Source organism: Cupriavidus laharis (assembly GCF_914271435.1).
Lineage (GTDB): Bacteria > Pseudomonadota > Gammaproteobacteria > Burkholderiales > Burkholderiaceae > Cupriavidus > Cupriavidus laharis.
Genome location: NZ_CAJZAI010000007.1, coordinates 25649 through 52028 on the forward strand (window position 1 = coordinate 25649; position 26380 = coordinate 52028).

Annotated in this window: 25 protein-coding genes; 9 read left to right on the forward strand and 16 right to left on the reverse strand. The window is 66.2% G+C overall.

Features of this window, described 5'->3' with window-relative positions:
- Window positions 1–45 precede the first annotated feature (45 nt).
- From LDO29_RS15350 to LDO29_RS15360, 3 genes are all read left to right on the forward strand, one after another.
- A complete protein-coding gene (locus tag LDO29_RS15350) occupies window positions 46–549 on the forward strand; it encodes an EVE domain-containing protein (protein ID WP_224080651.1) in 504 nt (167 codons plus the stop codon).
- Window positions 550–615: 66 nt separating this feature from the next.
- On the forward strand, window positions 616–1428 hold the full coding sequence (locus LDO29_RS15355) for a sulfite exporter TauE/SafE family protein (protein ID WP_224080652.1): 813 nt from the start codon (window positions 616–618) through the stop codon (window positions 1426–1428).
- Between the two features lie 101 nt (window positions 1429–1529).
- Window positions 1530–2234, forward strand: a complete 705-nt coding sequence (locus tag LDO29_RS15360) for an SIMPL domain-containing protein (protein WP_224080653.1) — start codon at window positions 1530–1532, stop codon at window positions 2232–2234.
- A 45-nt stretch (window positions 2235–2279) separates the two neighbouring features.
- Here LDO29_RS15360 and LDO29_RS15365 read toward each other — a convergent pair whose 3' ends face one another.
- The 5 genes from LDO29_RS15365 to LDO29_RS15385 form a co-directional block, all read right to left on the reverse strand.
- Window positions 2280–3833 (reverse strand): malonate--CoA ligase, encoded by a 1554-nt coding sequence (locus LDO29_RS15365; protein ID WP_224080654.1) that lies wholly within the window; start codon window positions 3831–3833, stop codon window positions 2280–2282.
- Window positions 3834–3918: 85 nt separating this feature from the next.
- A complete protein-coding gene (locus tag LDO29_RS15370; protein ID WP_224080655.1) occupies window positions 3919–4701 on the reverse strand; it encodes an enoyl-CoA hydratase/isomerase family protein in 783 nt (260 codons plus the stop codon).
- 3 nt (window positions 4702–4704) lie between these two features.
- Window positions 4705–5709 (reverse strand): Bug family tripartite tricarboxylate transporter substrate binding protein, encoded by a 1005-nt coding sequence (locus tag LDO29_RS15375; RefSeq protein ID WP_224080656.1) that lies wholly within the window; start codon window positions 5707–5709, stop codon window positions 4705–4707.
- Between the two features lie 132 nt (window positions 5710–5841).
- Complete coding sequence (locus LDO29_RS15380; RefSeq protein WP_224080657.1) at window positions 5842–7284, reverse strand: malonyl-CoA decarboxylase domain-containing protein; 1443 nt, start codon at window positions 7282–7284, stop codon at window positions 5842–5844.
- Window positions 7281–7997 (reverse strand): GntR family transcriptional regulator, encoded by a 717-nt coding sequence (locus tag LDO29_RS15385; RefSeq protein ID WP_224080658.1) that lies wholly within the window; start codon window positions 7995–7997, stop codon window positions 7281–7283. The genes LDO29_RS15380 and LDO29_RS15385 overlap by 4 nt, the downstream gene beginning before the upstream one ends.
- Window positions 7998–8736: 739 nt before the next feature.
- Here LDO29_RS15385 and LDO29_RS15390 point away from each other — a divergent pair.
- Entirely contained in the window at window positions 8737–9837 is a 1101-nt protein-coding gene (locus LDO29_RS15390; RefSeq protein WP_224080659.1) for a YjgN family protein, read from the forward strand.
- Between the two features lie 49 nt (window positions 9838–9886).
- On the forward strand, window positions 9887–10930 hold the full coding sequence (locus LDO29_RS15395) for a M48 family metallopeptidase (RefSeq protein ID WP_224080660.1): 1044 nt from the start codon (window positions 9887–9889) through the stop codon (window positions 10928–10930).
- A gap of 18 nt (window positions 10931–10948) precedes the next feature.
- On the opposite strand, the gene lgt is transcribed toward LDO29_RS15395, so the two are convergent.
- Window positions 10949–11779, reverse strand: coding sequence for a prolipoprotein diacylglyceryl transferase (gene lgt, locus LDO29_RS15400; protein WP_224080661.1), 831 nt, complete (start codon window positions 11777–11779; stop codon window positions 10949–10951).
- A gap of 17 nt (window positions 11780–11796) precedes the next feature.
- A complete protein-coding gene (locus LDO29_RS15405; RefSeq protein WP_224080662.1) occupies window positions 11797–12744 on the reverse strand; it encodes a LysR family transcriptional regulator in 948 nt (315 codons plus the stop codon).
- Window positions 12745–12883: 139 nt separating this feature from the next.
- Between LDO29_RS15405 and ilvD the strand changes: the two genes are divergently transcribed.
- Entirely contained in the window at window positions 12884–14557 is a 1674-nt protein-coding gene (gene ilvD, locus LDO29_RS15410) for a dihydroxy-acid dehydratase (protein WP_224080663.1), read from the forward strand.
- A gap of 121 nt (window positions 14558–14678) precedes the next feature.
- Here the strand turns inward: ilvD and LDO29_RS15415 are convergent, their stop codons facing one another.
- The 3 genes from LDO29_RS15415 to LDO29_RS15425 are packed head-to-tail and all read right to left on the reverse strand — an operon-like array spanning window position 14679 to window position 17195.
- Window positions 14679–15209, reverse strand: a complete 531-nt coding sequence (locus LDO29_RS15415) for a hypothetical protein (RefSeq protein WP_224080664.1) — start codon at window positions 15207–15209, stop codon at window positions 14679–14681.
- A complete protein-coding gene (locus LDO29_RS15420) occupies window positions 15206–15640 on the reverse strand; it encodes a DNA polymerase III subunit chi (RefSeq protein ID WP_224080665.1) in 435 nt (144 codons plus the stop codon). Before LDO29_RS15420 ends, LDO29_RS15415 begins: the two co-directional genes overlap by 4 nt.
- A 22-nt stretch (window positions 15641–15662) precedes the next feature.
- Entirely contained in the window at window positions 15663–17195 is a 1533-nt protein-coding gene (locus LDO29_RS15425) for a leucyl aminopeptidase (RefSeq protein ID WP_224080666.1), read from the reverse strand.
- 165 nt (window positions 17196–17360) lie between these two features.
- Between LDO29_RS15425 and lptF the strand changes: the two genes are divergently transcribed.
- Genes lptF through LDO29_RS15440 form a run of 3 tightly spaced genes read left to right on the forward strand, consistent with a single transcriptional unit; the run spans window position 17361 to window position 20069 of the window.
- Window positions 17361–18482 carry an LPS export ABC transporter permease LptF gene (lptF, locus tag LDO29_RS15430; protein WP_224080667.1) on the forward strand — a complete coding sequence of 374 codons (1122 nt, stop codon included), beginning with the start codon at window positions 17361–17363 and terminating at the stop codon, window positions 18480–18482.
- Window positions 18479–19633 carry an LPS export ABC transporter permease LptG gene (gene lptG, locus LDO29_RS15435; protein WP_224080668.1) on the forward strand — a complete coding sequence of 385 codons (1155 nt, stop codon included), beginning with the start codon at window positions 18479–18481 and terminating at the stop codon, window positions 19631–19633. Before lptF ends, lptG begins: the two co-directional genes overlap by 4 nt.
- A gap of 22 nt (window positions 19634–19655) precedes the next feature.
- The gene (locus tag LDO29_RS15440; RefSeq protein ID WP_224080669.1) at window positions 19656–20069 is read left to right on the forward strand and encodes a sirohydrochlorin chelatase; all 414 of its coding nucleotides are present in this window, start codon (window positions 19656–19658) and stop codon (window positions 20067–20069) included.
- 61 nt (window positions 20070–20130) lie between these two features.
- On the opposite strand, the gene cobA is transcribed toward LDO29_RS15440, so the two are convergent.
- The 6 genes from cobA to LDO29_RS15470 are packed head-to-tail and all read right to left on the reverse strand — an operon-like array spanning window position 20131 to window position 26375.
- Entirely contained in the window at window positions 20131–20934 is an 804-nt protein-coding gene (cobA, locus tag LDO29_RS15445; RefSeq protein ID WP_224080670.1) for a uroporphyrinogen-III C-methyltransferase, read from the reverse strand.
- A gap of 42 nt (window positions 20935–20976) precedes the next feature.
- Window positions 20977–22281 (reverse strand): sulfate adenylyltransferase subunit 1, encoded by a 1305-nt coding sequence (locus tag LDO29_RS15450; RefSeq protein WP_224080671.1) that lies wholly within the window; start codon window positions 22279–22281, stop codon window positions 20977–20979.
- A 24-nt stretch (window positions 22282–22305) separates the two neighbouring features.
- Complete coding sequence (gene cysD / locus LDO29_RS15455; protein ID WP_224080889.1) at window positions 22306–23271, reverse strand: sulfate adenylyltransferase subunit CysD; 966 nt, start codon at window positions 23269–23271, stop codon at window positions 22306–22308.
- A 28-nt stretch (window positions 23272–23299) separates the two neighbouring features.
- Window positions 23300–24103, reverse strand: coding sequence for a phosphoadenylyl-sulfate reductase (locus LDO29_RS15460; protein WP_224080672.1), 804 nt, complete (start codon window positions 24101–24103; stop codon window positions 23300–23302).
- The gene (locus LDO29_RS15465) at window positions 24100–24675 is read right to left on the reverse strand and encodes a DUF934 domain-containing protein (protein ID WP_224080673.1); all 576 of its coding nucleotides are present in this window, start codon (window positions 24673–24675) and stop codon (window positions 24100–24102) included. Before LDO29_RS15465 ends, LDO29_RS15460 begins: the two co-directional genes overlap by 4 nt.
- Window positions 24676–24692: 17 nt before the next feature.
- A complete protein-coding gene (locus LDO29_RS15470; protein ID WP_224080674.1) occupies window positions 24693–26375 on the reverse strand; it encodes a nitrite/sulfite reductase in 1683 nt (560 codons plus the stop codon).
- Between the last annotated feature and the right edge of the window lie 5 nt (window positions 26376–26380).

Consider the following 26380-nt stretch of genomic DNA (forward strand, 5'->3'; position numbering starts at 1 on the left):
TCGCGCGTGCAGCGCGTGTTGCCAACGCCTGCAACCCCGACTGCCATGAGCCGCGCCGAGAACAGCCGCACAGAAAAAGCGCCCGCACGTGCCCGCCAGTACTGGCTGATGAAGTCCGAGCCGGACGAAGCCAGCATCGATACCCTTGCGAAAGAAGGGACATTGCCGTGGACCGGCGTGCGCAACTACCAGGCGCGCAATTTCATGCGCGACGTCATGCGCATCGGCGACGGTGTGCTGTTTTACCACTCGTCGTGCCCGGAACCCGGCATTGCGGGCCTTGCCGAGGTCTGCTCGCAACCCTACCCCGACCCGACCCAGTTCGATCCGAAGAGCGATTACTACGACGCCGCATCCAAGGCCGACGAACCGCGCTGGCAACTGGTCGACGTGAAGTTCGTGCGCAAGAGCGCGCTGATCCCGCTGGCCGAGCTGCGCGCGCACGACGAACTGGCCGATATGGTCGTGCTACGGCGCGGCAACCGGCTGTCGATCACGCCGGTGACGCCGGCCGAATGGCGCTTCATCACCACGCGGCTAATGGGTTAGGCGCGCCGCTCCGCGGCTGGTGCATCAACAAATACAACGACAAGCGACGCAGCGTTTTTCTTTCCCATGAGCCTTGCCCTGATTCCCGCCCTGCTCGCGCTGGGCGCCTTTACCGGTTTCTGCGCCGGCCTGCTCGGCGTGGGCGGCGGCATGATGATGGTGCCGTTCCTCACGCTGCTGTTCACAAGCCTCGGCTTTGCCGGCGAGGCCATCGTGCATATGGCCATCGCCACGTCGATGGGTACCATCCTGTTCACTTCGCTGTCGTCGGTGCGCGCCCACCACAAGCGCGGCGCGGTGCGCTGGCCAATCGTGTTATCGCTGGCGCCGGGGATCCTGCTGGGCGGCATGATCGGCGGCGGCAAGGTGTTCGCCGCGCTCAAGACGAGCTGGCTGTCACTGGCGTTCGCCTGCTTCGTCGGCTTCTCGGCGCTGCAGATGCTGCGCAGCCGGCGCCCGGAGCCCAGCCGCCAGTTGCCGGGCGTGCCGGGCATGGTGGGCGCAGGGTCGGTGATTGGCTTCCTGTCCAGCCTGGTCGGGGCCGGCGGCGCCTTTGTCTCCGTACCGTTCATGACCTGGTGCAACGTGCCCATTCACAATGCAGTGGCCACCTCGGCCGCGCTGGGCTTCCCAATTGCGGTAGCCAGCGTGATCGGCTACATCTGGAGCGGCTGGCAGCAGCCTGGCCTGCCGGCCGAATCGCTCGGCTACATCTACCTGCCGGCGCTGGTGGCCATTGCCGTCGCCAGCGTGCTGACTGCGCCGCTGGGCGCGCGCACCGCGCACCGCATGGACGTGGCACAACTCAGGAAGGCATTCGCGGTATTGCTGCTCTGCCTGGCCAGCTACATGCTCTGGAAGGCCTGGAAGGCGTTCTGAAGCGTGTGCGGGCAGCGCCCGCCTAAACGCGCGCTGCCCGTGCCGGGAACGATCGCAAGGAGTTTGCGTCTCATACCCATCACTTTGATCGGGAGAACAAGATGAAACAACTGCTTGCCGCCACCCTGCTCAGCACCTCCGCGCTGGCCGCATCCGCGCAGGGCATGCCGGGACATGCCGAGGCGCATTCCGGCGTGCTGTCGCTCTCGGCGCAGGCCGTGACGGAAGTGCCGACCGACGTCGTGCACCTGACGCTGGCGGCAGAGCAGGAAGGCGCGGAGCCCGGCGCAATCTCTTCGCAGCTCTCGACCCGCACGCAGGCCGTCATCAACCAGGCCAAGCGCACAGCTGGCGTGCAGGCCGAATCGGGCGGCTTCACAATCCGCCCGAGCACCGACCGCAATGGCCGCATCAGCACCTGGCGCGGCCGCTCGGAAGTCATCCTGCAGTCGCGCGATTTCGCCGCGGTGTCGAAGCTGGCCGGTGAACTAGCCAACCAGATGCAGGTGCAGGGCATTGCGTTCTCGCTGTCGCGCGAAGCGCGACAGGCTGCGGAGGGCAAGCTGACCGAGCAGGCCGTCAGCGCATTCCGCGAAAAGGCGCAGTCAACCGCGAAGCTGTTCGGCTACAGCAGCTATACGATCCGCGAAGTGAACGTGAACGAGAGCGGCGTGGTGCCGCCGATGCCGCGCATGTACGGTGCGGCCAAGGCCATGATGGCTGATGCTGCCGCGCCGGTGCCTGTTGAGGGCGGGAAGACGCAGGTCACCGTGTCGGTGAATGGGTCGGTGCAGATGCTGAAGTAAGAAACCGGCGGCGGCCGGCGCTCAGGCTAGCCGCCCCGCCGCCGCTCAGAGCACCGCAAACTGCTGCCGCAGCACGTTCTTCTGCACCTTGCCCATGGTGTTGCGCGGCAGCTCTTCCACCACGTGCACGCGCTTGGGCACCTTGAAGTTGGCGATGCGGTCCTTCAACGTGCCGATCAGTTCGGTCTCATCGAGGTCGGCACCGGGCTTCTTTACCACCACCGCCACCACGGCTTCGCCGAAGTCGGCATGCGGCACGCCGATCACCGCGCTTTCCGCCACGCCCGGCATCTCGTCGATGAAGCTCTCGATCTCCTTCGGATAGACGTTGTAGCCCCCGGAGATGATCAGGTCCTTGCTGCGCCCGACGATGGTCAGGTAGTTGTCCGGCACCGGGCGCTCGCCCGCCTGGCTGACGATGGCGCCGCCGAAGCGGCCCACGTCGCCGGTCTTGAACCAGCCATCCGCGGTGAATTCTTCCTTCGTCTTCTCAGGCATGCGCCAGTAGCCCTTGAACACGTTCGGGCCCTTGACCTCGACGTTGCCGATCTCACCGGGAGCACAGGGATTGCCCTCGCCGTCGACCACGCGTACCGACACGCCCGGCAGCGGCATGCCGACCGTACCGCCGATGCGCTCGCCCAGCGCGTTGTCGTAGGGGTTCGAGACCAGCATCACAGTTTCGCTCATGCCATAGCGCTCGAGGATCGTATGTCCCGTGCGCTTGCGGAATTCCTCGAACGTTTCGAGCAGCAGCGGCGCCGAGCCCGACACGAACAGGCGCATGCGGCGGCAGGTGTCGTCGTCGAAGCGAGGCTCCTGCAGCATGCGCACGTAGTAGGTCGGCACGCCCATCATCACAGTCGAGCGCGGCAGGAATTTCAGCACCTGCGCCATGTCGAGCTTCGGCGCCCAGATCATCTTGGCGCCTGCCAGCAGCGCGCCGTGCGAGGCCACGAACAGGCCGTGCACATGGAAGATCGGCAGCATGTGCAGCAGCACGTCGTCGCTGCGCCAGCCCCAGTATTCGTGCAGCGTCTGCGCGTTGGATGCCAGGTTGCCGTGCGTCAGCATCGCGCCCTTGCTGCGGCCGGTGGTGCCGGACGTATAGAGGATGGCCGCCAGGTCATCTTCGGCGCGCTGCACAGTCTCGAACGTATCGGGCCGGGCCGCGGCGCGCGACAGCAGCGAGCCGGAGCGGTCTTCGTCGAGCGTGAAGACGTAGCTGGTGCCGTGGCGGAACGCCACCTTCGATACCCAGCCGAAATTCTTGCTGCTGCACACCACGACCGACGGCTCGGCATTGCCGATGAAGTAGTCGATCTCCGCTTCCTGGTAGGCCGTGTTCAGCGGCAGGTAGACATAGCCGGCGCGCAGCGTGGCCAGGTACAGGAACAGCGCCTCGGGGGATTTTTCCACCTGCACGGCCACGCGCGCGCCTTCGGGCAGGCCCAGCCCGGCCAGCAGGTTGGCCAGCTTGGCGGTGGCGCGGTCGAGGTCGTCCCAGCTGTAGTACAGGCCGTCGTGCGTTTCGATGCAGCAGGCGGTGCGGTCGGTGGGAAAGCGGGTTTCGAACAGTGCGAACAGGTTGGCGTTCATGGTGCGGATGAAGACAAGGACTTCCGGAATCCTAGTGTGGAAAGCAATGGACGATTGTAATGGGGAAACCAGGCGGGAAAATGCGCTAGTTCCCTTCGAATTGCGGCGGCCGGCGCGCGAGGAACGCCGCCACGCCCTCGGCATGGTCGCCGCCTCCGGCATAGGCAAAGTGCACGCCGAGCTCCTCGGCGGACAAGGGCTCGGGCCGCGGCGACAGGCGGCGGATCGTCGCCTTGTTGATGCGCGCCGCGACCGGTGCCCCGGCAGCGATGCGGCGCACCGTGGCATCGACCTCCGCGGCCAGTCCGCCAGCCGGCACGACACGCGTCAGCAGGCCCTTGTCGCGCGCCTCGGCCGCGTCGAAGACACGGCCTTCGAGCAGGATCTCCAGTGCGACGGCACGCCCCGCCAGCGCGAGCAACCCCTGCAGTTCACCCGGCGCCATCGGGAAACCGAGCCGGTTGATCGGCACGCCGAAGCGGCTGTTGTCCGCCGCGATGCGCAGGTCGCAATGGCAGGCGATCTCCAGCCCGCCGCCGACGCACACGCCTTCGATCATCGCCACGGTGGGGTGCAGGCAGCCGGCTATGGCCGCCAGTGCCGGGGCGATGGTCTCCATGTGATAGCGGCGCACCGCGGCTTCGTCGCCCCGCACGGCCGGGAACTCGGCAATGTCGGCACCGGCGGCAAAATTGCCGTCAGCGCCGCGCACCACCACGCAGCGCAGCGAGGGTTCGGCCGACAGCCGCGTGAAACCGTCGGCCAGCGCTTGCCACATCTGCGCCGAAATGGCGTTGAGCTTGCCGGGATGCGAAAGCGTGACGGTGGCCGTCGTGCCGTGGACGGCGAACTGGACAGTACCGCTCATCGTTCAGTCGATCCCCGCGCCCGAGAGCTTCACCACCTGCGCCCAACGCTTGATCTCGCTGCGCTGGAACTGGGCGAATTGCTCCGGCGTGAACTGCGGTGTTTCCGAGCCGTTGCTGATCCAGACCTGCTTGAGCTCCGGCGTGCTCAGGGCCTTCTCGGTCTCGGTGTAGAGGCGGTCGACAATTTCCTTGGGTGTCCCCTTGGGCACCCACATCGCGTACCAGGTCGACACCTCGTAGTTGGGCACGCCCGCTTCGGCAGCGGTCGGCACGTCCGGGAATGCCGGCGAGCGTTTGGCGGATGCCACCGCAAGGGCCTTGATGCGTCCGGCGCGAATGTGTTGCGCGGATGAACCGAGCCCGTCGAACATCAGGTCAACCTGGCCTGCAATCAGGTCTGACAGTGCGGGGCCTGCACCCTTGTACGGGATATGCGTAATGAAGGTCTTGGTCTGCAGCTTGAACAGTTCGCCGGCCAGGTGGTGCGAGGAACCATTGCCGGCCGAGCCGTAGTTCAGCTTGCCCGGATTCTTGCGGGCGTAGTCGAGCAGTTCCTTCAGCGTATTGGCCTGCACGCGTGTCGGGTTTACCACTATGACCTGCGGCGGCTGGGCAATCACGGTGACGGGGATGAAGTCCTTCTCGATGTCATAGTCGAGCTTCTTGTAGAACGACGGCGCGATCGCGTGGTGCGCGCCGCCGATGAAGACCGTGTAGCCGTCCGGGGCGGCCTTGGCCGCCAGGCTCGCGCCCACCGTACCCCCGGCACCGCCGCGGTTGTCGATGACGAACTGCTTGCCGAGCTGCTTGGATAGCTGTGCAGTCAGCGGGCGGGCAAAGGCATCGGTGCCGCCGCCTGCAGGGAACGGCACGATCACGGTGACCGGCTTGGATGGCCAGGTATCCGCCAGCGCCGAGGGCGCCTGCCATGCCATGCCTGCGGCAAGGCCGGCAACCAGGGTGGTGGCGCGCGCGCACGCGGCCAGGCTGAACTGACGACGATTCATCTTGCTTGTCTCCTCTTTCTCTCGAAGTGGAAAGTTGATCCGGATACTGCTCGTTGTATGTCCCGACAATGTGCCGCCCCCGGCGTCAGGGAACGGCGGCGCCATGGCATGTTTTCCGTGACCTGACCGGAGTCACAGCAGCTTCCCCACGGCACGGCTGATGCGAGGGTTGCCTTCGCCAAGGCGCGCTAGATTGTCATCCAGTGCCTCGGGCGCGTAAAGGTAATTCACCATCATGCCGCATGATTGTGTGCGGCCTTTTCGCGACAGGTCCGCGCCCCAGTTCAGCCGCTCCACGCAGGCGCCGTTGCCCAGGTGGAACCGCGCAACCGGGTCTGCCGGCATGGATTGGCTGCGCTCGCGCACCAGGTAGTGGGCGGCAAGCGACAGTGCGGTGTCGCGTACCACGGGGTCCTGCGAATCGGCGGACAGCGCCTCCAGCCAGGCCGCGCCGTCAGCCGGCGCCGGCCCGTGCCGGTCCTGCCAGCGCGCCAGCCGCTTCTCGCCAAGTGCATTGGCCACCGCAGCGCTGTCCTGCTTGCGCAGCCAGTCGGCAAACCCCGGGATTGGCGACAGCGTGGCGAACTGCCTGACCTTGGGAAACTCGCGCTGCAGCTCCTCGATCACGCGCTTGAGCAGGAAGTTGCCGAAGCTGACGCCGCGTAGCCCGGCCTGCGTACTCGATATCGAATAGAAGATGGCCCACTTCACGCGGCGCAGGTCTTCCAGCGGTGCAGCCTCATCCAGCAGGGCCTGTACGTTGGCCGCCATCTCCGGCACGAAGGCCACCTCCACGAAGATCAGCGGCTCGCGCGGGATGCGCGGATGGAAGAATGCATAGCAGCGCCGATCGGAGTCGAGACGGTTGCGCAGGTCGGTCCACGACGAGATCTCGTGCACGGCCTCGTAGCGGATCAGCTTCTCGAGCAGCGAGGCGGGCGAGTCCCAGGTGATCGGCTGCAGTTCGAGCAGGCCGACATCGAACCAGTTGGAGAACAGCGCTTCCAGGTCCTCATCCAGCGGGCGCAGGCCGGCTATGCGCCGCTGCCAGCGCAGCATGTCGGCACGCAGGTGGATCAGGAAGTGCAGCCCACAGGCGCTGTTGCCGCGCTGGCCGTGCAGCGCGGCCAGCCGCTTGAAGAAACGGATGCGCGCATTGGACATTGCCTGGCTCAGGCCGGAGCCGCCGCGCGCCGGCTTGCCGGACTTGTCGGCATCCGCAGCGCCCTCTTCGTCACCGGTACTGCCGGCCACCTCTGCCAGCACCTCGAGCATGCCGCCGCGCATGCCTTCGTCTGCGGCTTCGTACTCGGCCTGCCAGGCCTGCGCGGCGGCATTGGCATTGCTGTCGGTCAGCCGCGCATCGAGGCACAGCCGCAGTTGTTCACGCTGGCGCCGCGCCACGCGCGCGGGCAATGGCGCCGGCTCGGCATCCTTCGCCCGTGCGGGGGGCGGCTCGGCATCGCCCTTGCGGCCCCACCAGCGCCCGATCCTCGACAACAGGTTGGGGCCTGACGGTTCGCTGACGCCCAGCGGGGCGCTGATCTTCCGGTCGCCGGAGTCGAGGGAGCTCATGGGGTACCTGCCTTGGTGCGTGATGAAACGTTTGGGAACACATGTGGCGCCGCCGCTTCGGCCCGGGCGGTGCGGCCCAGCGCCGTGAGCGCGGCACGCTGGCGCAGCAGATGGGTCTTCATCAGGGCTTCGGCGCCTTCGGGGTCATGCGCCTTGAGCGCGGAGAAGATGCTCAGGTGTTCGGCACAGGATTCCTGAATGCGCCCGGGCAGCTTCAGGCTCTTGTGCCGCGACAGGCGCAGCACCTTGCGCAGGTCGCTGATCAGCCCCGACAGCCAGCGGTTGCCGGCCAGGCGCTGGATGGCTTCGTGGATCCGGAAATTGGTCTCGTAGTAGGCGTCGATATCGCCTGTGCCAGCATGCCGCGCGAGTTCGGCATGCAGTCCTTCCAGCGCCTCGAGGTCCTGCGCGGTGGCATTGCGCGCCGCCTCATAGGCACAGCGTCCTTCGAGCAGCGCCATGAGCGGGAAGATCTCGTCGAGATCGCGTTCGGACAGCTCGTTGACGAAGCAGCCGCGCCTGGGCTCGAGGCGCACGAGGCCTTCGGCGGCCAGCACCTTGAGCGCTTCGCGCAGCGGCGTGCGCGAAATGCCGAGCTGCGCGGCCAGCGTGCTTTCGTCGATCCAAGCCCCGGGCACGAGCGCATGCGCGTCGATCATGCCGCGCATGCGGTTCGCCACCTCAAGGTACAGCGCCTGCTGGACGATACGCATGAGCCTCGGCCTGGATCGGTTCGGGCTCTCGCGGCATGTGCCGGCAACCCCATAATTCATAATTATGAATAACCGGAAGTCTCACGCAAGGCATTTCGATGCTGCGTTGCGCAACAGATGTGTGACTGCAAGTGCGGAGTGCGGAACAGCCAGAGGTGCGGCGGGCAGATGCCAGGCCTCCCCGCCAGCATCCGCCCGCGCCTGAAAGAACAGCTGCGGACTATGTCATCGCCGGTCGCTGCCTGGATGGCATCGTCCTGCGTGGGTCATTAACTTCCGGCGCTGACCCTGCGCCCCCCCCTGATGGCGCACACTTGCGTGTGCGCAGATTTTCCCGTCTGCCGTCATTTGTCGTTCGGTGCCCCCTGCCTGTCCCGCAGGTCCTCCCTGGCGCCGGCCTGGCGGGCTTCGGCATGGCCCGCTTTCTTGTAACAGATGAGTTAGCGAGGATCATGCCACGAACGATAAATCGTTGTTTTTATTGACGTTGAGAATGAGAAACTTGTTACAAGACCGCATTGGTGTAACAGAATGTATCTCACTTGTTACGACTGACGTTGTATTTGCAGCATGTCCGCGATTTGGGTGTTTCCCCGCAGACATTGATATTTGTGGCGAATTTGCCAGTTCCGGCAGCAGCAGTATGCAGAGTAAGGCACAATCGACCCGCGCAAATTGGTTGCGCGGATGAAACAACGCGGCCCTACGCCCGCAATCCGACCAGACGGGAATCCTGATAATGCAAACCGGCGACACCAGCGCAGCCCCCGCTTATCCCGAAACGCCTGACAACGAACAGGCTCTGGCGACACGTCCGGCCAGGCCCAGCGCCCTGCGGCTCGCCTTCACTGGCACGGGATCCGAGTATTTCCGCATCTGGATCGTCAACACGCTGCTGACCATCGTCACATTTGGCATCTACTCCGCCTGGGCCAAGGTCCGCACGATGCAGTACTTCTATCGCAACACCAGCCTGGACGGCGCCACCTTCGACTACCACGGCAGGCCGGAGGCGATCCTCAAGGGGCGCGCCATCGTGTTCGTGCTGGCACTGGCGTTCCAGCTTGCCGGCAAGGTGTCGCCGCTGCTGGCAGTTCTGCTGGCCCTGGCGCTGGCCGCGGTGTTCCCGCTCCTGCTGGTCCGGTCGCTGCGCTTCCGCATGGCAAACTCCAGCTACCGCGGCCTGCGCTTCGCCTTCACGGGTGGCGATGCCGAAGCGTACAAGGTGTTCGTGCTATGGCCGCTCCTCACGGTGTTCACGCTCGGTGCGCTGGCGCCGCTCACGCACCAGCGCCTGAAGCACTACCAGCACAACCATACGCGTTTCGGCACCGCGCCATTCGCGTTCGATGCGTCGGCAGGCGCGTTCTACGGCGTGTACCTGCGCACGTTCGCCATGACGGTCGTGGTCGTGCTGGTCGCTGCGGCCGGCGGCATTGCGCTGGGCATCAGCGCCGGTTCGGGCCGCGGTGCCGCGGTCTTTGCGGGCATGCTCGGCATGATCGGCATGTACGTCGCCTTGCTGGCCGTTGGTCCGTACTTCAACGCCGCGCTCCAGAACCTCGTGTGGAACCACACCACGCTGGCCCCGCACAGCTTCCGCAGCGAGGTGAAGGCGGGCCGCCTGTTCTATATTTTCCTGACGAACATGCTTGGCACCGCGCTGACGCTTGGCCTGTTCCTGCCGTTTGCAAGGGTAAGGTCTGCACGCTACCGCGTGGAATGCATGACCCTGATGGCACGCGCCCCGCTGGACGCTTTCGTCGCGGGCCAGGCCGAGAGCGTAGGAGCGCTCGGCGATGCCGCGGCGGACTGGTACGACATCGACATTGCGCTCTGACCCGCGTGCGCCACCTGGTTCGAAATGACTCACCGATGAAATTGCGCCGATGATTCCTGTCACCTACTTCGACGGCCGCTCGTCGCGCGCGCACCCGGCCACACTGGCCGTCGACGCCGGGCAGGCCGTGCTGCGCGATGCCGATGGCGCGGAACTGCGGCGCGCGGCGCTGTCGTCGCTGCGGGTATCGGAGCGGGTACGGCGCGCACCGCGCCTGGTCACGTTCGCGGACGGCGCCTTCTGCCAGGTCAGCGACCACACCGCCTTCGACAGGCTGCTCGCCGAGACGGGTCATCAGGAAGGCTGGGTGGCCAAGGCGCAGAACAGCTGGCGCATGGCGGGCATGGCCGTCGCTGCGCTGGTAGCCGTGCTCGTGCTCGGCTACTACGTGCTGCTGCCATGGGGGGCGTCGCACATCGCCCGGGCTGTACCTCCGGCGCTCGAGGCACAGCTGGGCCGCGCCACACTCGCCAGCCTGGACAACGGCCTGGTCGAGCCCACGCGTCTGCCACCGGCCGAACAGGCCCGCATCCGCACAGGCTTCACGGCGCTGAAACGGCCGGATGATCCCGGCCACGACTACCAGATCGTCTTCCGCCGTGGCGGACGCCTGGGCGCGAACGCGCTGGCCCTGCCCGGCGGCACCATCGTGGTGACGGACGAACTGGTCGGGCTGGCCGGCACGGGCCCCGGCATGCTGGGCGTACTGGCGCATGAAGCCGGACACATCGCGCAACGCCACGGCCTGCAGCAGATCATCCAGGCATCCGCCGTTGGCGCGTTGACGGCCTATATGTTCGGCGACTTTTCTTCGGTGCTGGCAGGCGTCCCCGCCGCCATGCTGACGCTGCGCTATTCGCGCGAGCACGAACGCGAGGCCGATGCCTATGCCATCGCGATCATGCAGCGCAACCATTTGCCGCCGTCAGCGCTCGCCGATGTCCTGCTCGCACTCGAGAACCAGAACCGCAGTGCGCAAAAGAACGAACCGGCACCGCGCGCCAATGCGCAAGAGCCTGTGCTGGACGATTTCCTCTCCACGCACCCGCACACACGCGAACGGATCGAGGCCCTTCGCGCGGCGGGCTCCTGACAGCGTGCGGGCGTCCGGTCAGGCGCCCGATCCCGCCGCGGGCTGCTCTTCGGCGGAACGCGCCTGCCGGCGATACGCCCACACCACCATCGCAATACCGATCAGGATCATCGGCAGGCTCAGCCACTGGCCCATGGATAGGCGCAGCGCCAGCAGGCCCAGGAAGCTGTCCGGCTCGCGCGCGAATTCGACGGCAAAGCGGAAGCAGCCATAGCCGATCAGGAACACGCCGGACACCGCGCCCATCGGCCGCGGCTTGCGTGCGAACAGCCAGAGGATGATGAACAGCGCCACGCCTTCGCCCGCGAACTGGTAGAGCTGCGACGGGTGACGCGGAATGTTGTCGCCCGCCTGCGGGAAGATCATGCCCCACGGCAGGTCCGTGGGCCGGCCCCACAGTTCGCCGTTGATGAAGTTGCCGATGCGGCCGGCGGCCAGCCCGCACGGGATCATCGGCGCGATGAAGTCGGTGACCTCCAGCCAGTGCCGCTTGCGCAGCCGCGCGAACAGCCACATCGCGACCAGCACGCCGAGAAAGCCGCCGTGGAAGGCCATGCCGCCCTCCCACACCTTGAAGATCTCCAGCGGATGCGCCAGGTAGTACGACGGCTTGTAGAACAGCACGTAGCCCAGCCGCCCGCCCAGTATCACGCCCAGCACGCCGAAGAACAGCATGTCGTCGAGGTCGCGCGTCACCCAGCCCTTCGCCGCCATATGCGGCTGGTGGATGCGCAGGCGGCCGAACCACAGGAACATGATGAACCCGGCCAGGTACATCAGCCCGTACCAGCGGATGGCAAGCGGGCCAAGATGGATGGCGACCGGATCGAATTGAGGATGAATCAGCATGGTGAGGTGGGTGGAAGTTATAAAGGCCCGGCATCTGCGGATACCACAGTTCCCGTAGATGCCAGCCCGCTCGCGATGTCGATCAGGGAACGCAGCGCCGGCGCGACGCCGGCGGCGCCCTCGCGCCAGACCAGTCCGGTCTCGATCTGCGGCCCCGCCTCGCGCAACGCGAGGTACGACACGCCGGTGCGGCGAAGGTTGCAGAGCGAGGCCGGCACCAGCGCCACCCCCATGCCCGCAGACACTAGGCTCACGATGGTCTGCATCTGGATGGCTTCCTGCGCGATTACCGGCGACGAGCCGTCGCGCGCATAGTAGCCTGTAATGATGTCATAAAACACCGGCGCGCTTCGGCGCGGGAAGATGATCAGCGGTTCGTGCGCGGCATCGCGCAGCGAGACCTTGCCATCCGACGGGGCGACGCCGCGCGCGGGCCGCCAGCCGTCGGGGACGGCCAGCACCAGTGGTTCGCGCACCAGCGGCAGGTAGGACAGCCCATGCGGCATGGCCGGCAATTGCGGGCAGATCACGAGCCCGGCGTCGATGCTGCCTTCGATCAGCGCCTCGAGCTGGACATCGCTGGTGGCCTCGCGCAACTGGAGCTGGACCTCCGGATGCTGCGCACGAAAACGCCGCAGCAGGTCGGGCAGGATGCCGTAGTCGGCCGTGCTGACGAACGCCAGCGCAAGCGAACCGATCTCGCCGCGCGCGAACCGCTGGGCGAGCCCCGGCAGTGCAGCCGCGTCCGCGAGCACGCGACGGACTTCGGGCAGCCACTGCTGCCCTGCCGGCGTCAGCATCACCGAGCGGCGCGTGCGCGCAAACAACTGCACGCCGATTTCCTCCTCCAGCGCCTGGATCTGCTGCGAAAGCGGCGGCTGCGTCATGGCCAGCCGCGTGGCCGCCCGCCCGAAATGCAACTCTTCCGCCACCGTGACGAAATACCGCAGCTGGCGCAGGTCCAATGGCGCTCCTGATATGTTTTCCGACTCAATAAAGGTCAAATAATATATTTGACACACCAAAACGCAAGTCGCATTCTTTCGGCACAACATCGCCCCGCCTGCGTCCGCACGGCGAGAAACATCCCCGGAGACCCCCACCATGGCATTCAACAAGCGCTCCCAGAACATCACGCAAGGCGTGGCGCGTTCCCCGAACCGCTCGATGTACTACGCCCTTGGCTACAAGAAAGAGGACTTCGACAAGCCAATGGTCGGCATCGCCAACGGCCATTCGACGATCACGCCGTGCAATGCCGGCCTGCAGCGCCTGGCCGATGCCGCCATCGATGCCGTGAAGGCCTCGGGCGCCAACCCACAGGTGTTCGGCACGCCGACCATCTCCGACGGCATGTCGATGGGCACCGAGGGCATGAAGTACTCGCTGATCTCGCGCGAGGTCATCGCCGACTGCATCGAGACGGCCGCGCAGGGCCAGTGGATGGACGGCGTGGTCGTGATCGGCGGCTGCGACAAGAACATGCCGGGCGGCATGATCGCGCTGGCGCGCACCAATGTGCCTGGCATCTATGTCTATGGCGGCACGATCAAGCCAGGCAACTGGAAGGGCAAGGACCTGACCATCGTATCGTCGTTCGAGGCCGTGGGCGAATTCACCGCCGGCCGCATGAGCGAGGAAGACTTCGAGGGCGTGGAAAAGAACGCCTGCCCGTCCACGGGCTCCTGCGGCGGCATGTACACCGCCAATACGATGAGTTCGTCATTCGAGGCGCTCGGCATGTCGCTGCTGTATTCGTCGACCATGGCCAACCCCGATCAGGAGAAGGTCGACAGCGCGGCAGAATCCGCCCGCGTGCTGGTCGAGGCCATCAAGAAGGACATCAAGCCGCGCGACATCATCACGCGCAAGTCAATCGAGAACGCGGTCAGCCTGATCATGGCTACCGGCGGCTCGACCAACGCCGTGCTGCATTACCTGGCGATCGCCCACTCGGCCGAAGTCGAATGGACCATCGACGACTTCGAGCGCATCCGCCGCAAGGTGCCCGTGATCTGCAACCTGAAGCCGTCGGGCCAGTACGTGGCCACCGATCTGCACAGGGCCGGGGGCATCCCGCAGGTCATGAAGATCCTGCTGAACGCCGGGCTGCTGCATGGCGATTGCCTGACCATCACCGGCCGCACGCTGGCCGAGGAACTGGAGCACGTGCCCGACCAGCCGCGTGCCGACCAGGACGTAATCATGCCAATCGGGAAGGCGCTTTACGCCGAAGGCCATCTGGCCATCCTGAAGGGCAACCTGGCCGGGGAAGGCGCAGTGGCCAAGATCACCGGGCTGAAGAACCCGGTCATCACCGGCCCGGCACGCGTGTTCGAAGATGAGCAGAGCGCCATGGAAGCCATCCTGGCCGACAAGATCCATGCCGGCGATGTTCTGGTGCTGCGCTACCTCGGCCCCAAGGGTGGCCCGGGCATGCCGGAAATGCTGGCTCCGACCTCGGCCATCATCGGCAAGGGCCTTGGCGAATCGGTGGGCTTCATCACCGACGGCCGCTTCTCTGGCGGCACCTGGGGCATGGTGGTTGGCCACGTGGCGCCCGAAGCGTACGTGGGCGGCAATATCGCGCTGGTGCAGGAAGGGGATTCGATCACGATCGACGCACACAAGCTGCTGCTGCAGGTGAATGTGTCGGATGAAGAGCTGGCGCGGCGACGGGCCAACTGGAAGCAGCCGGCGCCGCGCTATACGCGGGGAGTGCTGGCGAAGTTCTCGAAGCTGGCGTCGACGGCGAGCAAGGGGGCGGTGACGGATTGAGGGGAGGGTTGCCTGGATCTGTTCGGATGGCCTCCTCGTACTTGGCAAACGCTGTTGTTTCGCCGGCGTGGCCGGCGGGGTTCTGCGGTGAATGATTGGGTTGCCCCCCCCTTCCAAACATTCACATCCCCCCCGGATCCCTCTCAATCTCCTCCAGCGTCGCATCGAGCCACTCGACCAGCCGCGCCTCCAGCGCCTGCGTCAATTCAGCCGCCAGCTGCGCCGTCAACGGCGCCAGCCGCGCACGCAGCGTGGCCTCGGTATGCGCCTCCACGACCTGCGGCCACTCGGTGCGGAACCGCATCATGACGCGTGTCAGCAGCTCAGTACGCATCGCGCGCAAGTCGTCCTCGCCGGGCGCATCCGACAGGTAGCGGCTGGCCGCGGCGATGTCCTCCGGCTCGGTCACCGGCAAGGCGGTGTCGCCGTCGTCGAGCTCATCGGCCAGCACCGGTATTGCCAGCGCATCCGGCTCGCCAGTGTCGCCAACGTATGTCACCACGCCAGATTCCGTCATGCCGGCCGTATCGATGACACCGTCATCCGATGGAGCCGCGGCGGCATCCGGCAAGTCCACCACCTCGGTCAGCAGCGGGATGCTGTCGTTGGGCCCCAGCCGCGGGATCACCCGCGACGTCGTGCGATCGCTCATGCGGAATCTCCCCGTGGCTGGCTCAGGTCGTGGTGCGTCAGCGGATAGCCGCGCTCACGGTAGAAGCGGTAGCGCTCGCGCCCGGCCTCGCGATCTTCGGCGCCGGCGCCGACCACTTCGATCAGGCGTTCAAAGCTGGCGAACTGCGCTGGTGCCTGCGCATCCAGGTTGATCAGCAACTGGTGATGCGGCACGCCGTCCAGGCTGGCGGCCAGCACGATTGGCGTGACGGCCGCGTTGGGACTGTCCACGCCGCAGTGCGGCAGGAAATCCAGTGGCGAGAACGTCCACAGGCGCGCGTCGAGTTCCGCGAGCTGCGTCGGCTGGCCGTGCACCACCACCTTCTGGCCAGCGCCGTACGCCTTGCGGACCAGCCGGCAGACATAGCCCAGCTTGTCCGGCACGTTGCTGTGGAAATCGATGCGCGTCATGACTGCCTGCCCCTTGCGCCGATCAGGCGGCGCGGTCCATCAGGAACTGCGCCAGCAGCGGCACCGGGCGGCCGGTTGCGCCCTTGGCCGCGCCGCTCTTCCAGGCCGTACCGGCGATGTCCAGGTGGGCCCAGTCGTACTTCTCGGTGAAGCGCGCCAGGAAGCAGGCAGCAGTCACACTGCCTGCCGGGCGGCCACCGATATTGGCCATGTCGGCGAAGTTCGACTTGAGCTGGTCCTGGTATTCGTCGTCCAGCGGCATGCGCCAGGCGGTGTCCATGGACTTGCGGCCGGCCTGCAGCAACTGGTCGGCCAGCGCGTCGCTGCGCGCGTACAGGCCAGTGTTGATGTGCCCGAGCGCGATGATGCAGGCGCCGGTCAGCGTCGCGACATCCACCACCGCGGCCGGCTTGAAGCGCTCGACATAGGTCAGCGCGTCGCACAGGATCAGGCGGCCTTCGGCGTCCGTGTTCAGGATCTCGATGGTCTGGCCCGACATGCTCGTCACCACGTCGCCGGGCTTGGTGGCCACGCCGCTGGGCATGTTCTCGCAGGTCGGCACCACGGCGATCACATTGAGCTTCAGGCCCATCTCGGCCACGGCCTGCAGCGTGCCCAGCACCGAGGCGGCACCGCACATGTCGTACTTCATTTCATCCATGCCCTCGCCCGGCTTGAGCGAGATGCCGCCGGTATCGAAGGTGATACCCTTGCCCACCAGCACCACCGGCGCCTGCTTGGCGCCGGCGCCGTCATAGCGCAGCACGATGAACTGCGGCGGCTCGACGCTGCCCTTGGTCACGGCCAGGAACGAGCCCATGTTCAGTGCCTCGATCTGCTTGCGGCCTAGCACTTCCACCTTGAGCTTGTGGCGCTTGGCAATGGCGCGCGCCGTGTTGGCCAGGTAGGTCGGGGTGCAGATATTGGACGGCAGGTTGCCGAGGTCGCGGGTCAGCTCCATGCCGTTGGCAATGGCGGTGCCGCGCACCACGGCCTGGGTCGCGGCCTTGGCATCGGCGCTGTCCACAGCCAGCACGACCTTGCGCAGCGACGGCTTGTCATTGGCGCCGGCCTTGCCGTTGGCACGCTTCAGGCCCGGATGGCGCTCCAGCAGGCGGTAGCCCGCGTCGCGCACCAGCGTAATGGTGGTGATGACGGCCCAGCCAATGTCGCGCTGCTGCGGCGGCTGCTGCGACAGGCACCACAGTGCCGAGGCGGCACGCGTGGCCGACAAGGCACGCACGGCCGTGCGCACGGCTTCGGCAAAGGCCTTGTCGCTGAAGTCCGCCTCCTTGCCCAGGCCGACCAGCAGCACCCGGGCGGCGCCCACGCCGGCCACTTCGTGCAGCGCCAGCTGCGTGCCCCGCTTGCCTTCGAAGTCGCCCTGCTTCAGCAACCGCGCGACCAAGCCCTTGGTTGCCACGTCGAGAGCCTTGGCCACGCCGGCCAGGTTCTGCCCTTCGAACACGCCGACCACAAGGCAGTCGGTCTTGGTTGCCAGGAAACCATTTTGGCCGGCTTTACTCCAATCCAGGGCTTTTGTGCTAAATTCCATCGCGCTTCCTTCCAGGGGCTCGTAGACACGAAAGCCTCCATTATCCGCGATTTTTATCCGCGACCTGCCGCTGCCGATCCGCCCCGCCGCCAGCCCGCTGTCCTGCGAGGCACTTCGCCCACGGCACATCGCCCGCGCCGGCCGGCAGCCCGGAACCGACACCGCATGATCTTTCAACAAGCCCTGCGACGCGAGCTCGCCTACACCGCCGGCGCGGTGTTCCTGGTGATGCTGACCTTCATGCTCACGTCGCTAGTGATCCGTATCCTGGGCATGGCCGCCAACGGCAAGGCCAGCCCGAACGACGTGCTGATCCTGATCGGCCTGGCCACCATCGGCTACCTGTCCATCCTGCTCTCGGCGACGCTGTTCATCTCGACGCTGATCGTGCTCACGCGCTGGTACAAGGACTCCGAGATGGTGGTCTGGTTCTCGGCCGGCATCTCGCTGCGCGACCTGGTCAAGCCGGTGCTGCAGTTCGCCGCCCCCTTCATCGTGCTGGCACTGCTGCTGGGCATGTTCGCATGGCCGTGGGCCAACCAGCAGAGCGCGCTGTTCCGCGACCGCTTCGAGCAGCGCGGCGTGCTGTCGATGATTGCCGCGGGGCGCTTCATCGAGCCATCCAACGCCAATTACGTGCTGTTCATCGAAGGCATCGACGGCGACATGAAGTACGCCCGCAACGTCTTCGTGGCCAATGCCGAGGCCAACAAGGTCGGGGTCGCGCTGGCCCACCAGGGCACGTTTGAAACCATGCCCAACGGCGACCGCCTGGTGGTCATGGAGAACGGCCGCCGCTATGCCGGCACCCCGGGCCAGGTCGATTACCGCATCGTCGAATTCGAGCGCTACGCGGTCAAGGTGGACAACAAGCCACCCGAGAGCCAGAACGCACAGCCGCCCAAGAGCCGCGACACCATCGACCTGCTGCGCGATCCCACGCGCGAGAACCTCGGCGAACTGCTCTGGCGCATTTCGCTGCCGATCCTGGCCTTCAATTTCGTCATGATCGCCATCCCGCTGGCGTACGTGAACCCGCGCCTCGGGCGCTACACGCCGCTGGTCTTCGCGGTGCTGATCTACCTGACCTACAGCAATATGATCAACCTGGCCCAGTCGTGGGTGCGCTCCGGCTCGATCCCGTTCTGGCTGGCCTGGTGGCCGATCCACCTGGTGGTATTCCTGGCCGCGCTGCTGATGTTCCGCTACCGGCAGAACCGCAGCCTGGGCGGCTGGCGTGCCGTGTTCGGGCGCCGGCCGGCACCCGCCAAGGGGGGCACGGCATGAGGCTCCTTCGCGTCTATGAGCGCTACTTCGCGCGCCAGGTCTACGGGGTGTTCATCTTCATCCTGTTCGCGGTGCTGTCGCTGTTCGTCTTCTTCGACCTGCTCAACGAACTGGAGAACGTCAACGGCAAGTACACCTCGCTGATCGCGTTCTTCCACGTCCTGCTGCAGGCGCCCACGCGGATCTATGAGGTGTTGCCGATCGCGGTGCTGATCAGCGCGATCTATGTCTTCTCGCAGCTGGCCAGCCAGTCGGAGTACACCATCTTCCGGGTGGCAGGGCTGAATACGCGACAGGCGCTGTTCTCGCTGTTCAAGCTGGCGGTGCCGCTGGCCATCATTACCTTCATCTTCGGCGAATTCATCGGGCCGCGCGCCGAGCAGTTCGCGCAGAAGATCAAGCTGGAGGCCATTGGCGCCACGGTCTCATCGGGCTTCCGCTCCGGCGTCTGGGTCAAGGACCGCGACAAGGATCCGGACGGCGGCGGAGAGATCACGCGCTTCGTCAATGTGGCCGGGCTGCGGCCGGATCAGACCATCACGGGCATCACGGTCTACGAGTTCGACGACAAGTACCGCCTGCGGGTCATCCGCGTGGTCAAGGAAGGCCGGTACCAGGGTGCCCAGTCGTGGCTGCTGAGCGATGTCAACGAGACCCGCTTTTCCGATCTGAACCAGCCGTCCAACACGCGGCGCGACGGCCTGGCGCCGGAATTCCGCGCCGAACAGGTACGGTTCCCGACCGTCACCATGCATTCCGAACTGACCCCGCAGATCCTGTCCGTGCTGCTGGTCACGCCCGAGCGCATGTCTACGCTGGACCTGTTCCGCTATATCCGCCACCTGCGTGACAACAAGCAGGACACGCAGCGCTACGAGATCGCGTTCTGGAAGAAAGTGGTCTATCCGCTGACGCTGTTCGTCATGATGGCGCTGGCCCTGCCGTTCGCTTACCTGCATGCCCGTGCCGGTGCGGTGGGCGTCAAGGTGTTTGGCGGCATCATGCTGGGGCTGTCGTTCCACTTGTCGAATACGCTGTTTTCGCACGTGGGGCTGCTGCATACGTGGCCGCCGATCCTGTCGGCGCTCGTGCCCGGCACGCTATACCTGCTGTTTGCGCTGACGGCGCTGCGCTGGGTGGATCGTCACTGACACAGACGCAAGGAACACCGCCATGCCGCCGACTGCTGCCACGCCGGGCCGCCAGGCCCTTGTCCTGTTTGCCCATGGCGCGCGTGATGCGCGTTGGCGTGAACCGTTCGACCGGCTGGCGCAAAAGCTCTCCGCTGCCCTGCCCGGTACGCCGGTGCGGCTTGCCTTCCTGGAACTGATGTCGCCGCAGCTGCCGGATGCGCTGGGCGAGCTGGCTGCCGCCGGCATTGGCGAGGTCACCGTGGTGCCGGTGTTCTTCGGCCAGGGTGGCCACCTGCGGCGCGACCTGCCGGCGTTGGTTGATACCTGTCGTCAGCAATACCCTGCCCTGTCGATTCGCTGCGCGGCGGCGGTTGGGGAAGCGGACAGCGTGCTGGATGCGATTGCCGCGTACTGCGTGGCGGCGCTCCCTCCTGCCGCGGCGGGTAGCGCCTGAGCGTAAAAAAACCGGGCAGCTGCCCGGTTTCTTCCATCTGGCGACGCCGCGTCAGGCCACTTCAGGCCGCCTTCGCCGCGACCGGCACCGTCGTCACATCACACACCGCCTCCGTCGCCCGCTGGGCCAGCGCCGCACCAATCATCAGCAGGCTGGGTCGCGCCGGATCGATCCAGCCGGCGGCATCGCCCGCTGCCATCTGCTGCAGCGTGAACGCGTGGCTGCGCTGGTTGGGGGTGCTGACCGCTTCCACCACCCACGCCGGCGTCGACGGCGCCTTGCCGTGCGCGATCAGCTGTGCCGCGATGGCCGCGGCCTGGTCGCGCCCCATGTAGTAGACCAGCGTGTCGGCGCGCACATCGGCTTCGATGTCCGCTGCCGCAGCCGGCACTTCCGTGCCATCCGCCGCCTTGGCCTGTGTGGCAAAGGCGACGCTGCGCGACACGCCGCGCTTGGTCAGCGGCTTGGCGATGGCCGACGCGGCGGCCAGCGCAGCAGTAATGCCCGGCACCACCTCGTACGCGATGCCGGCCGCTTCCAGCGCCTGCAGCTCTTCATCGGCGCGGCCGAACAGCATCGGGTCGCCGCCCTTCAGGCGCACCACGCGTTCGTACTTGGTGGCCATGTCGACAATCTGGCGGTTGATGAACAGCTGCGCCGTGGAACGCTTGCCGCAGCGCTTGCCCACTTCCACCAGCTTGGCCTGCGGACACCAGGCCAGCATCTCCGGCGACACCAGCGCATCGTGCAGCACGACCTGGGCTTCGCCCAACAATCGTGCACCACGCACCGTAATGAGGTCCGCCGCACCGGGACCTGCCCCGATCAGGTAGACCTTGCCGGTCGGTTTGCCTGCCTTGCTCATCCTCAGCCCCTTGCCTGTGCGTTTGACGGTACGTCGTGACGCTCAGGAGTATGCACGGATCATGCCCGCGGCCACCGTGTGGTTGGTCGCCTCGTCGATCAGCACGAACGCGCCGGTCGCCGGGTTGTCACCATAGGTGTCGCACACGATCGGCTTCTGCAGCGAGAGATGCACCGAGCCGATGTCGTTCAGGCGGATGTCGTGGCGGCCGGTCTCGTGCGACAGCGTATGCACATCCAGCACGCGATCCACAGCCGACACGCGCGCGAACACGCTGGCCGTAGTGTGCTTGAGCACGTACTTGCGCGAAGGGTTCAGCGATTCGTCGTCAAACCAGCACAGGTCCGCCTGCAGCTTCTTGGCGGAGGCAGCCGCCGCGTCGGCGGCGACGAACATGTCACCGCGTGATACATCGACGTCCTCGGACAGGCGCACCGTCACGGTATCGCCTGCGCTGGCGGAATCTGCAGCGCCGTTCGGCGTCAGCACCTCGGCCACCACTGCTTCGCGGTTGGCGGGCAGCACGCGCAGCTTCTGGCCGACACGCACGGTGCCTGCCTCGACGCGGCCGGCGTAGCCGCGGAAATCGTCAGACTGCGAGCCATCCTGGCGGATCACCAGCTGCACCGGGAAGCGCAGTGCGGCATCACCCTCGGGCGCGACTTCTTCGACCGGCAGCTCTTCGAGTAGCGGCAGCAGCGGCTCGCCCTGGTACCAGGGCATGGCGTCGCTGGCGTGCACGATGTTGTCGCCGCGCAGCGCGGACACGGGCACGTAGCGCACGTCCTTGAGGCCGAGCTGTTCAGCCAGTTCGGCGTAGGCGGCGCGGATCTCGTTGAAGCGTTGCTCGCTGTAGTCGACCAGGTCCATCTTGTTGATGGCCACGATCACGTGCTGCAGCTCCAGCAGCTTCAGGATGGCCGAATGGCGCTTGGTCTGCGCGAGCAGTTCGGCGCGGCCGTCCTTGACCGTCACGCGGGTGGCATCCACCAGCACGATGGCCGCGTGCGCCGTCGAGGCGCCCGTCACCATGTTGCGCGTGTACTGCTCGTGGCCCGGCGTGTCGGCGATGATGAACTTGCGGCGCGCCGTCGAGAAATAGCGGTATGCCACGTCGATGGTGATGCCCTGCTCGCGCTCGGCTTCGAGGCCGTCGGTCAGCAACGAGAAGTCGATCTCCTCGCCCGCGGTGCGCTTGTTCTTGGCATTGGCCAGCGCGGTCAGCTGGTCGGACAGCACGGCCTTGCTGTCGAACAGCAGGCGGCCGATCAGCGTGCTCTTGCCGTCGTCGACGGAGCCCGCGGTGATGAAACGCAGCAGGCCCTGGTGGGTAGATTGGTGAGTCATGTCTGGATCCTTGGCTGCGTCGGCTTAGAAATAGCCTTCCTTCTTGCGGCGTTCCATCGACGCCTCGCTGGTCTGGTCGTCCATGCGCGTGGCGCCGCGCTCGGTGATTTCGGTCACCGCGGTTTCGGCGATGATCGCTTCGGGCGAATCGGCTTCGCTGGCCACCGGGCAGGTGCAGCTGATGTCGCCGACAGTACGGAAGCGGACCGACAGCGTTTCGCTGACGTCGCCGTCCTGCTTCGGCGTGATCGGCGTCACCGGCACCAGCAGGCCATTCTTGCGCACCACTTCGCGCTGGTGCGCGTAGTAGATCGGCGGCAGCGCCAGCTTTTCGCGGGCGATGTACTGCCACACGTCCAGCTCGGTCCAGTTCGAGATCGGGAACACGCGCATCTGCTCGCCCTGCGCCATGCGCGCGTTGTAGAGGCTCCACAGCTCGGGGCGCTGGGCCTTCGGATCCCACTGGCCGAACTCGTCGCGGAACGAGAAGATGCGCTCCTTGGCGCGGGCCTTCTCTTCGTCGCGGCGGGCCCCCCCCATCAGTGCGTCGAACTGGTGCTCGGCGATGGTTTCCAGCAGCGTCACGGCCTGCGCCGCATTGCGCGAGTCGGTGTCCTTGCGCAGGCGCACGGTGCCGCGCTTGATGGAATCTTCCACGTGCCCCACCACCAGGCGCGCACCGAGTTCGGCCACGCGCTGGTCACGGAACGCGATCACTTCCGGGTAATTGTGGCCGGTATCGATGTGCACCAGCGGGAAAGGCAGCTCGATCTTGCGGTCGCCCAGGCGGAAGGCCTTCAGTGCCAGGTGCAGCATGACGATCGAGTCCTTGCCGCCCGAGAACAGCAGGGCCGGGTTGCGGCACTCGGCCACCACTTCACGGATGATGTAGATCGACTCGGCCTCCAGGCGGTCGAGGTGGTCGTTCTGTACCTGCAGCAGGTGCGCCACGTTGCTGGCGGCGCTTGCGATGTCGTTCATGATGCCCATGTCGTTCGGCCTCGAATGCTTCAATGCGTCAATGCTTGATGTTCTGTTCGTGGAGCCCGCACTCTTTCGAGTCCTTGCTCTCCCACCACCAGCGCCCGGCGCGCACGTCTTCGCCCGCGCGCACCGCACGCGTACAGGGTTCGCAGCCAATGCTGGGGTAGCCCTTGGCATGCAGCGCGTTGACCGGCACGTTGTGGCGCTTCAGGTAGGCCCACACCTCTGCCTCGGTCCAGTCCGCCAGCGGATTGAACTTCGGGATGCCGCGGGCTTCGTCCATTTCCTCGAACGGCAGCTCGGCGCGCGTGACGGCCTGCTCGCGGCGCTGGCCGGTCATCCAGGCATCCGCGTGCGACAGCGCTCGGTTGAGGGGTTCCACCTTGCGGATGCCGCAGCATTCCTTGCGCAGGTCGACGCTGTCGTAGAACGCGTTCAGTCCGTGCTTCTTGAGGTAGTTTTCCACTGCCTCGGAATCCGGCGTGTATTGCTCGATGGTGTAGCCGTAGTGGTCGGTCACCTGGTCCAGCACGGCCAGCGTCTCCGCATGCAGGCGGCCGGTGTTCAGCGTGAACACACGGATGCCGGTGCGCACCGCCTGCGTGCCGCGCAGGATCGCGTCGGTCAGCACCATGTCCTCGGCTGCGAGGCTGGTGGCGAAGCGCGCGCGGAAGAAACGCCCGGCAATGCCCGCCAGGCGGGTCGCCAGCTCACGCTCCTTCTCTTCCAGCGCCGCCAGGCTGCCCGTGTACTCGGGCATGGTCCACAGCGCGGGACGCAGCGCCGATGCCGGTGCGCCGGCATCCACCACCGCGATATCGCTCAATGCGCTGGTCATGCCGATTCCCTTGCGCCAACCTCGGCGCGCGCGCGGCGGAACAGCGGCAGCGGCTCGTCGACCGAAGCCTGGTACGTCACGGTGAATTCGGTGAAGCCCTTGATCGCATCGTCGATGTTCTTGTCGGCGCGCACCGCGAAGGTGTCGAAGCCGCAGCGCTTCATGAAGTTGAGCTGGTCGCGCAGCACGTCGCCGATGGCGCGCAGCTGGCCCTTCCACTGGTAGCGGCTGCGCAGCAGGTAAGCCGTGGAAAAGCCGCGGCCATCGCGGAACACCGGGAAATCCACCGCGACCACGGCCACGCCGTCGAACAGCGGCTGGACATCGCCCGGCTCGTCTTCGGGTGCGAGCCACACGCCGGTGCGCTCGCGCGCGCGGCCGGCCAGCAGGCCTTCATGCGACTTCCACACCGTCAACGGGAACAGGACGGCATCCTGGCTTTGCACCGCGGCGGTGATCAGCTCGTCGGTCAGCGGCTGGCCTTCGGCGCCGCGCAGCACGGTCCAGCTGTCTTCGACGATGACCGGGGTGACTGCGTCGGCAGTACGTTGCAGTTGAATGATCTTTGCCATGTGTCTTTCTCCGGTCCTCAGGCTTCGGCGCGCTCGCGCGGCTGCTTGTCGGCATAGACGCGCTCCTTGAACGGAGCAATGCCGATCCGGTTCACGGTCTCGATGAAGCGTTCGTCTTCGATGCGGTTGGCCACGAAGGTCTCGATAATGCGCGAGATCACGTCGGGCATTTCCTCCGCGCTGAACGACGGGCCGATGACCTTGCCCAGCGCGGTGTTGTTGCCCTGGGCACCGCCCAGCGTGACCTGGTACCACTCGGAACCATCCTTGTCGACGCCGAGGATGCCGATATTGCCGACGTGGTGGTGGCCGCAGGCGTTGATGCAGCCCGAGATATTCAGCGACACCTCGCCCAGGTCATGGACAAAGTCCAGGTTGTCGAAACGCTCCTGGATGGCCAGCGCGATCGGGATCGACTTGGCATTGGCCAGCGAGCAGAAGTCGCCGCCCGGGCAGGCGATGATGTCGGTCAGCAGGCCGATGTTGGCAGTGGCCAGGCCAGCCTTCTTCGCGAGTTGCCACAGGTCGTACAGGTCGTGCTTCTTCACGTCCGGCAGCACCAGGTTCTGCTCGTGCGCGACACGCAGTTCGCCGAAGCCGAAGCGGTCGGCCAGCTCGGCCACGGTTTCCATCTGCTCGGCCGTGGCGTCGCCCGGGGGCGAGACCGGACCCGGCTTGGTCGACAGCGTCACGGCTGCGTAGCCGGGCACCTTGTGGCCGTGCACGCTGCGGCTCACCCAGCGGGCGAAAGCCTTGTCTTCCAGCAGGTGCTTCTCGTACGAAGCGTCGGTGTCGGCCAGCTTTTCATAGGCCGGCGGCGTGAAGTACTGCGCCACGCGGTCGAATTCGTCCTGCGTCAGCGTGCCGGGGCCGTCCTTGCTGTACTGCCATTCCTCTTCGACTTCCTGCGCGAACTTCTCGGCGCCGATGGCCTTGACCAGGATCTTGATGCGCGCCTTGTACTTGTTGTCGCGGCGGCCATAGCGGTTGTACACGCGGATGGCGGACTCGACGTAGGTCAGCATGTGCTGCCAGGGCAGGTCGTCCTTGATGATCGTGCCGAGGATCGGGGTGCGGCCCAGGCCGCCGCCAGCCAGCACGCGGATGCGGGTCTCGCCGGCGTCGTTCTTGTAGGCGTAGATGCCGATGTCGTGCATCTGCACCACGGCGCGGTCGTCCTTCGAGGCCGAGATGGCGATCTTGAACTTGCGCGGCAGGAACGCGAATTCCGGCTGGAACGTGCTCCACTGGCGCAGCAGCTCGGCCAGCACGCGCGGGTCCACGCTCTCGTCCGGCGCGACGCCGGCGAAGTGGTCGGTGGTGATGTTGCGCACGCAGTTGCCGGAGGTCTGGATGGCGTGCATTTCCACGCTGGCCAGCTCGGCCAGCGCATCGGGCACGCGCTCCAGCTCCATCCAGTTGTACTGGATGTTCTGGCGGGTCGAGAAGTGGCCGTAGCCGCGGTCGTATTCGCGCGCGATGTGCGCCAGCTTGCGCAGCTGCTTCGACGCCAGCAGGCCGTACGGGATCGCCACGCGCAGCATGTAGGCGTGGCGCTGCATGTACAGGCCGTTCTGCAGGCGCAGCGGCAGGAATTCTTCCTCGGTCAGTTCGTCCGACAGGCGGCGGCGCACCTGGTCACGGAACTGGGCGACGCGCTCTTTGACGATACGCTGGTCATATTGGTCGTACTGATACATGGCGG

Bases quoted from the DNA above. Each gene is read 5' to 3' on its own strand.
- LDO29_RS15360 (WP_224080653.1), top strand. From the start codon at position 1,530: ATGAAACAACTGCTTGCCGCCACCCTGCTCAGCACCTCCGCGCTGGCC.
- LDO29_RS15440 (WP_224080669.1), top strand. From the start codon at position 19,656: ATGCCGCCGACTGCTGCCACGCCGGGCCGCCAGGCCCTTGTCCTGTTT.
- LDO29_RS15390 (WP_224080659.1), top strand. From the start codon at position 8,737: ATGCAAACCGGCGACACCAGCGCAGCCCCCGCTTATCCCGAAACGCCT.
- LDO29_RS15395 (WP_224080660.1), top strand. From the start codon at position 9,887: ATGATTCCTGTCACCTACTTCGACGGCCGCTCGTCGCGCGCGCACCCG.
- lptG (WP_224080668.1), top strand. From the start codon at position 18,479: ATGAGGCTCCTTCGCGTCTATGAGCGCTACTTCGCGCGCCAGGTCTAC.
- LDO29_RS15380 (WP_224080657.1), bottom strand. From the start codon at position 7,284: ATGAGCTCCCTCGACTCCGGCGACCGGAAGATCAGCGCCCCGCTGGGC.
- LDO29_RS15450 (WP_224080671.1), bottom strand. From the start codon at position 22,281: ATGACTCACCAATCTACCCACCAGGGCCTGCTGCGTTTCATCACCGCG.
- lgt (WP_224080661.1), bottom strand. From the start codon at position 11,779: ATGCTGATTCATCCTCAATTCGATCCGGTCGCCATCCATCTTGGCCCG.
- cobA (WP_224080670.1), bottom strand. From the start codon at position 20,934: ATGAGCAAGGCAGGCAAACCGACCGGCAAGGTCTACCTGATCGGGGCA.
- LDO29_RS15420 (WP_224080665.1), bottom strand. From the start codon at position 15,640: ATGACGCGCATCGATTTCCACAGCAACGTGCCGGACAAGCTGGGCTAT.
- LDO29_RS15415 (WP_224080664.1), bottom strand. From the start codon at position 15,209: ATGAGCGATCGCACGACGTCGCGGGTGATCCCGCGGCTGGGGCCCAAC.
- LDO29_RS15370 (WP_224080655.1), bottom strand. From the start codon at position 4,701: ATGAGCGGTACTGTCCAGTTCGCCGTCCACGGCACGACGGCCACCGTC.
- cysD (WP_224080889.1), bottom strand. From the start codon at position 23,271: ATGGGCATCATGAACGACATCGCAAGCGCCGCCAGCAACGTGGCGCAC.
- lptF (WP_224080667.1), top strand. From the start codon at position 17,361: ATGATCTTTCAACAAGCCCTGCGACGCGAGCTCGCCTACACCGCCGGC.
- LDO29_RS15460 (WP_224080672.1), bottom strand. From the start codon at position 24,103: ATGACCAGCGCATTGAGCGATATCGCGGTGGTGGATGCCGGCGCACCG.
- LDO29_RS15425 (WP_224080666.1), bottom strand. From the start codon at position 17,195: ATGGAATTTAGCACAAAAGCCCTGGATTGGAGTAAAGCCGGCCAAAAT.
- LDO29_RS15465 (WP_224080673.1), bottom strand. From the start codon at position 24,675: ATGGCAAAGATCATTCAACTGCAACGTACTGCCGACGCAGTCACCCCG.
- LDO29_RS15355 (WP_224080652.1), top strand. From the start codon at position 616: ATGAGCCTTGCCCTGATTCCCGCCCTGCTCGCGCTGGGCGCCTTTACC.
- LDO29_RS15375 (WP_224080656.1), bottom strand. From the start codon at position 5,709: ATGAATCGTCGTCAGTTCAGCCTGGCCGCGTGCGCGCGCGCCACCACC.
- LDO29_RS15350 (WP_224080651.1), top strand. From the start codon at position 46: ATGAGCCGCGCCGAGAACAGCCGCACAGAAAAAGCGCCCGCACGTGCC.
- LDO29_RS15385 (WP_224080658.1), bottom strand. From the start codon at position 7,997: ATGCGTATCGTCCAGCAGGCGCTGTACCTTGAGGTGGCGAACCGCATG.
- ilvD (WP_224080663.1), top strand. From the start codon at position 12,884: ATGGCATTCAACAAGCGCTCCCAGAACATCACGCAAGGCGTGGCGCGT.
- LDO29_RS15470 (WP_224080674.1), bottom strand. From the start codon at position 26,375: ATGTATCAGTACGACCAATATGACCAGCGTATCGTCAAAGAGCGCGTC.
- LDO29_RS15365 (WP_224080654.1), bottom strand. From the start codon at position 3,833: ATGAACGCCAACCTGTTCGCACTGTTCGAAACCCGCTTTCCCACCGAC.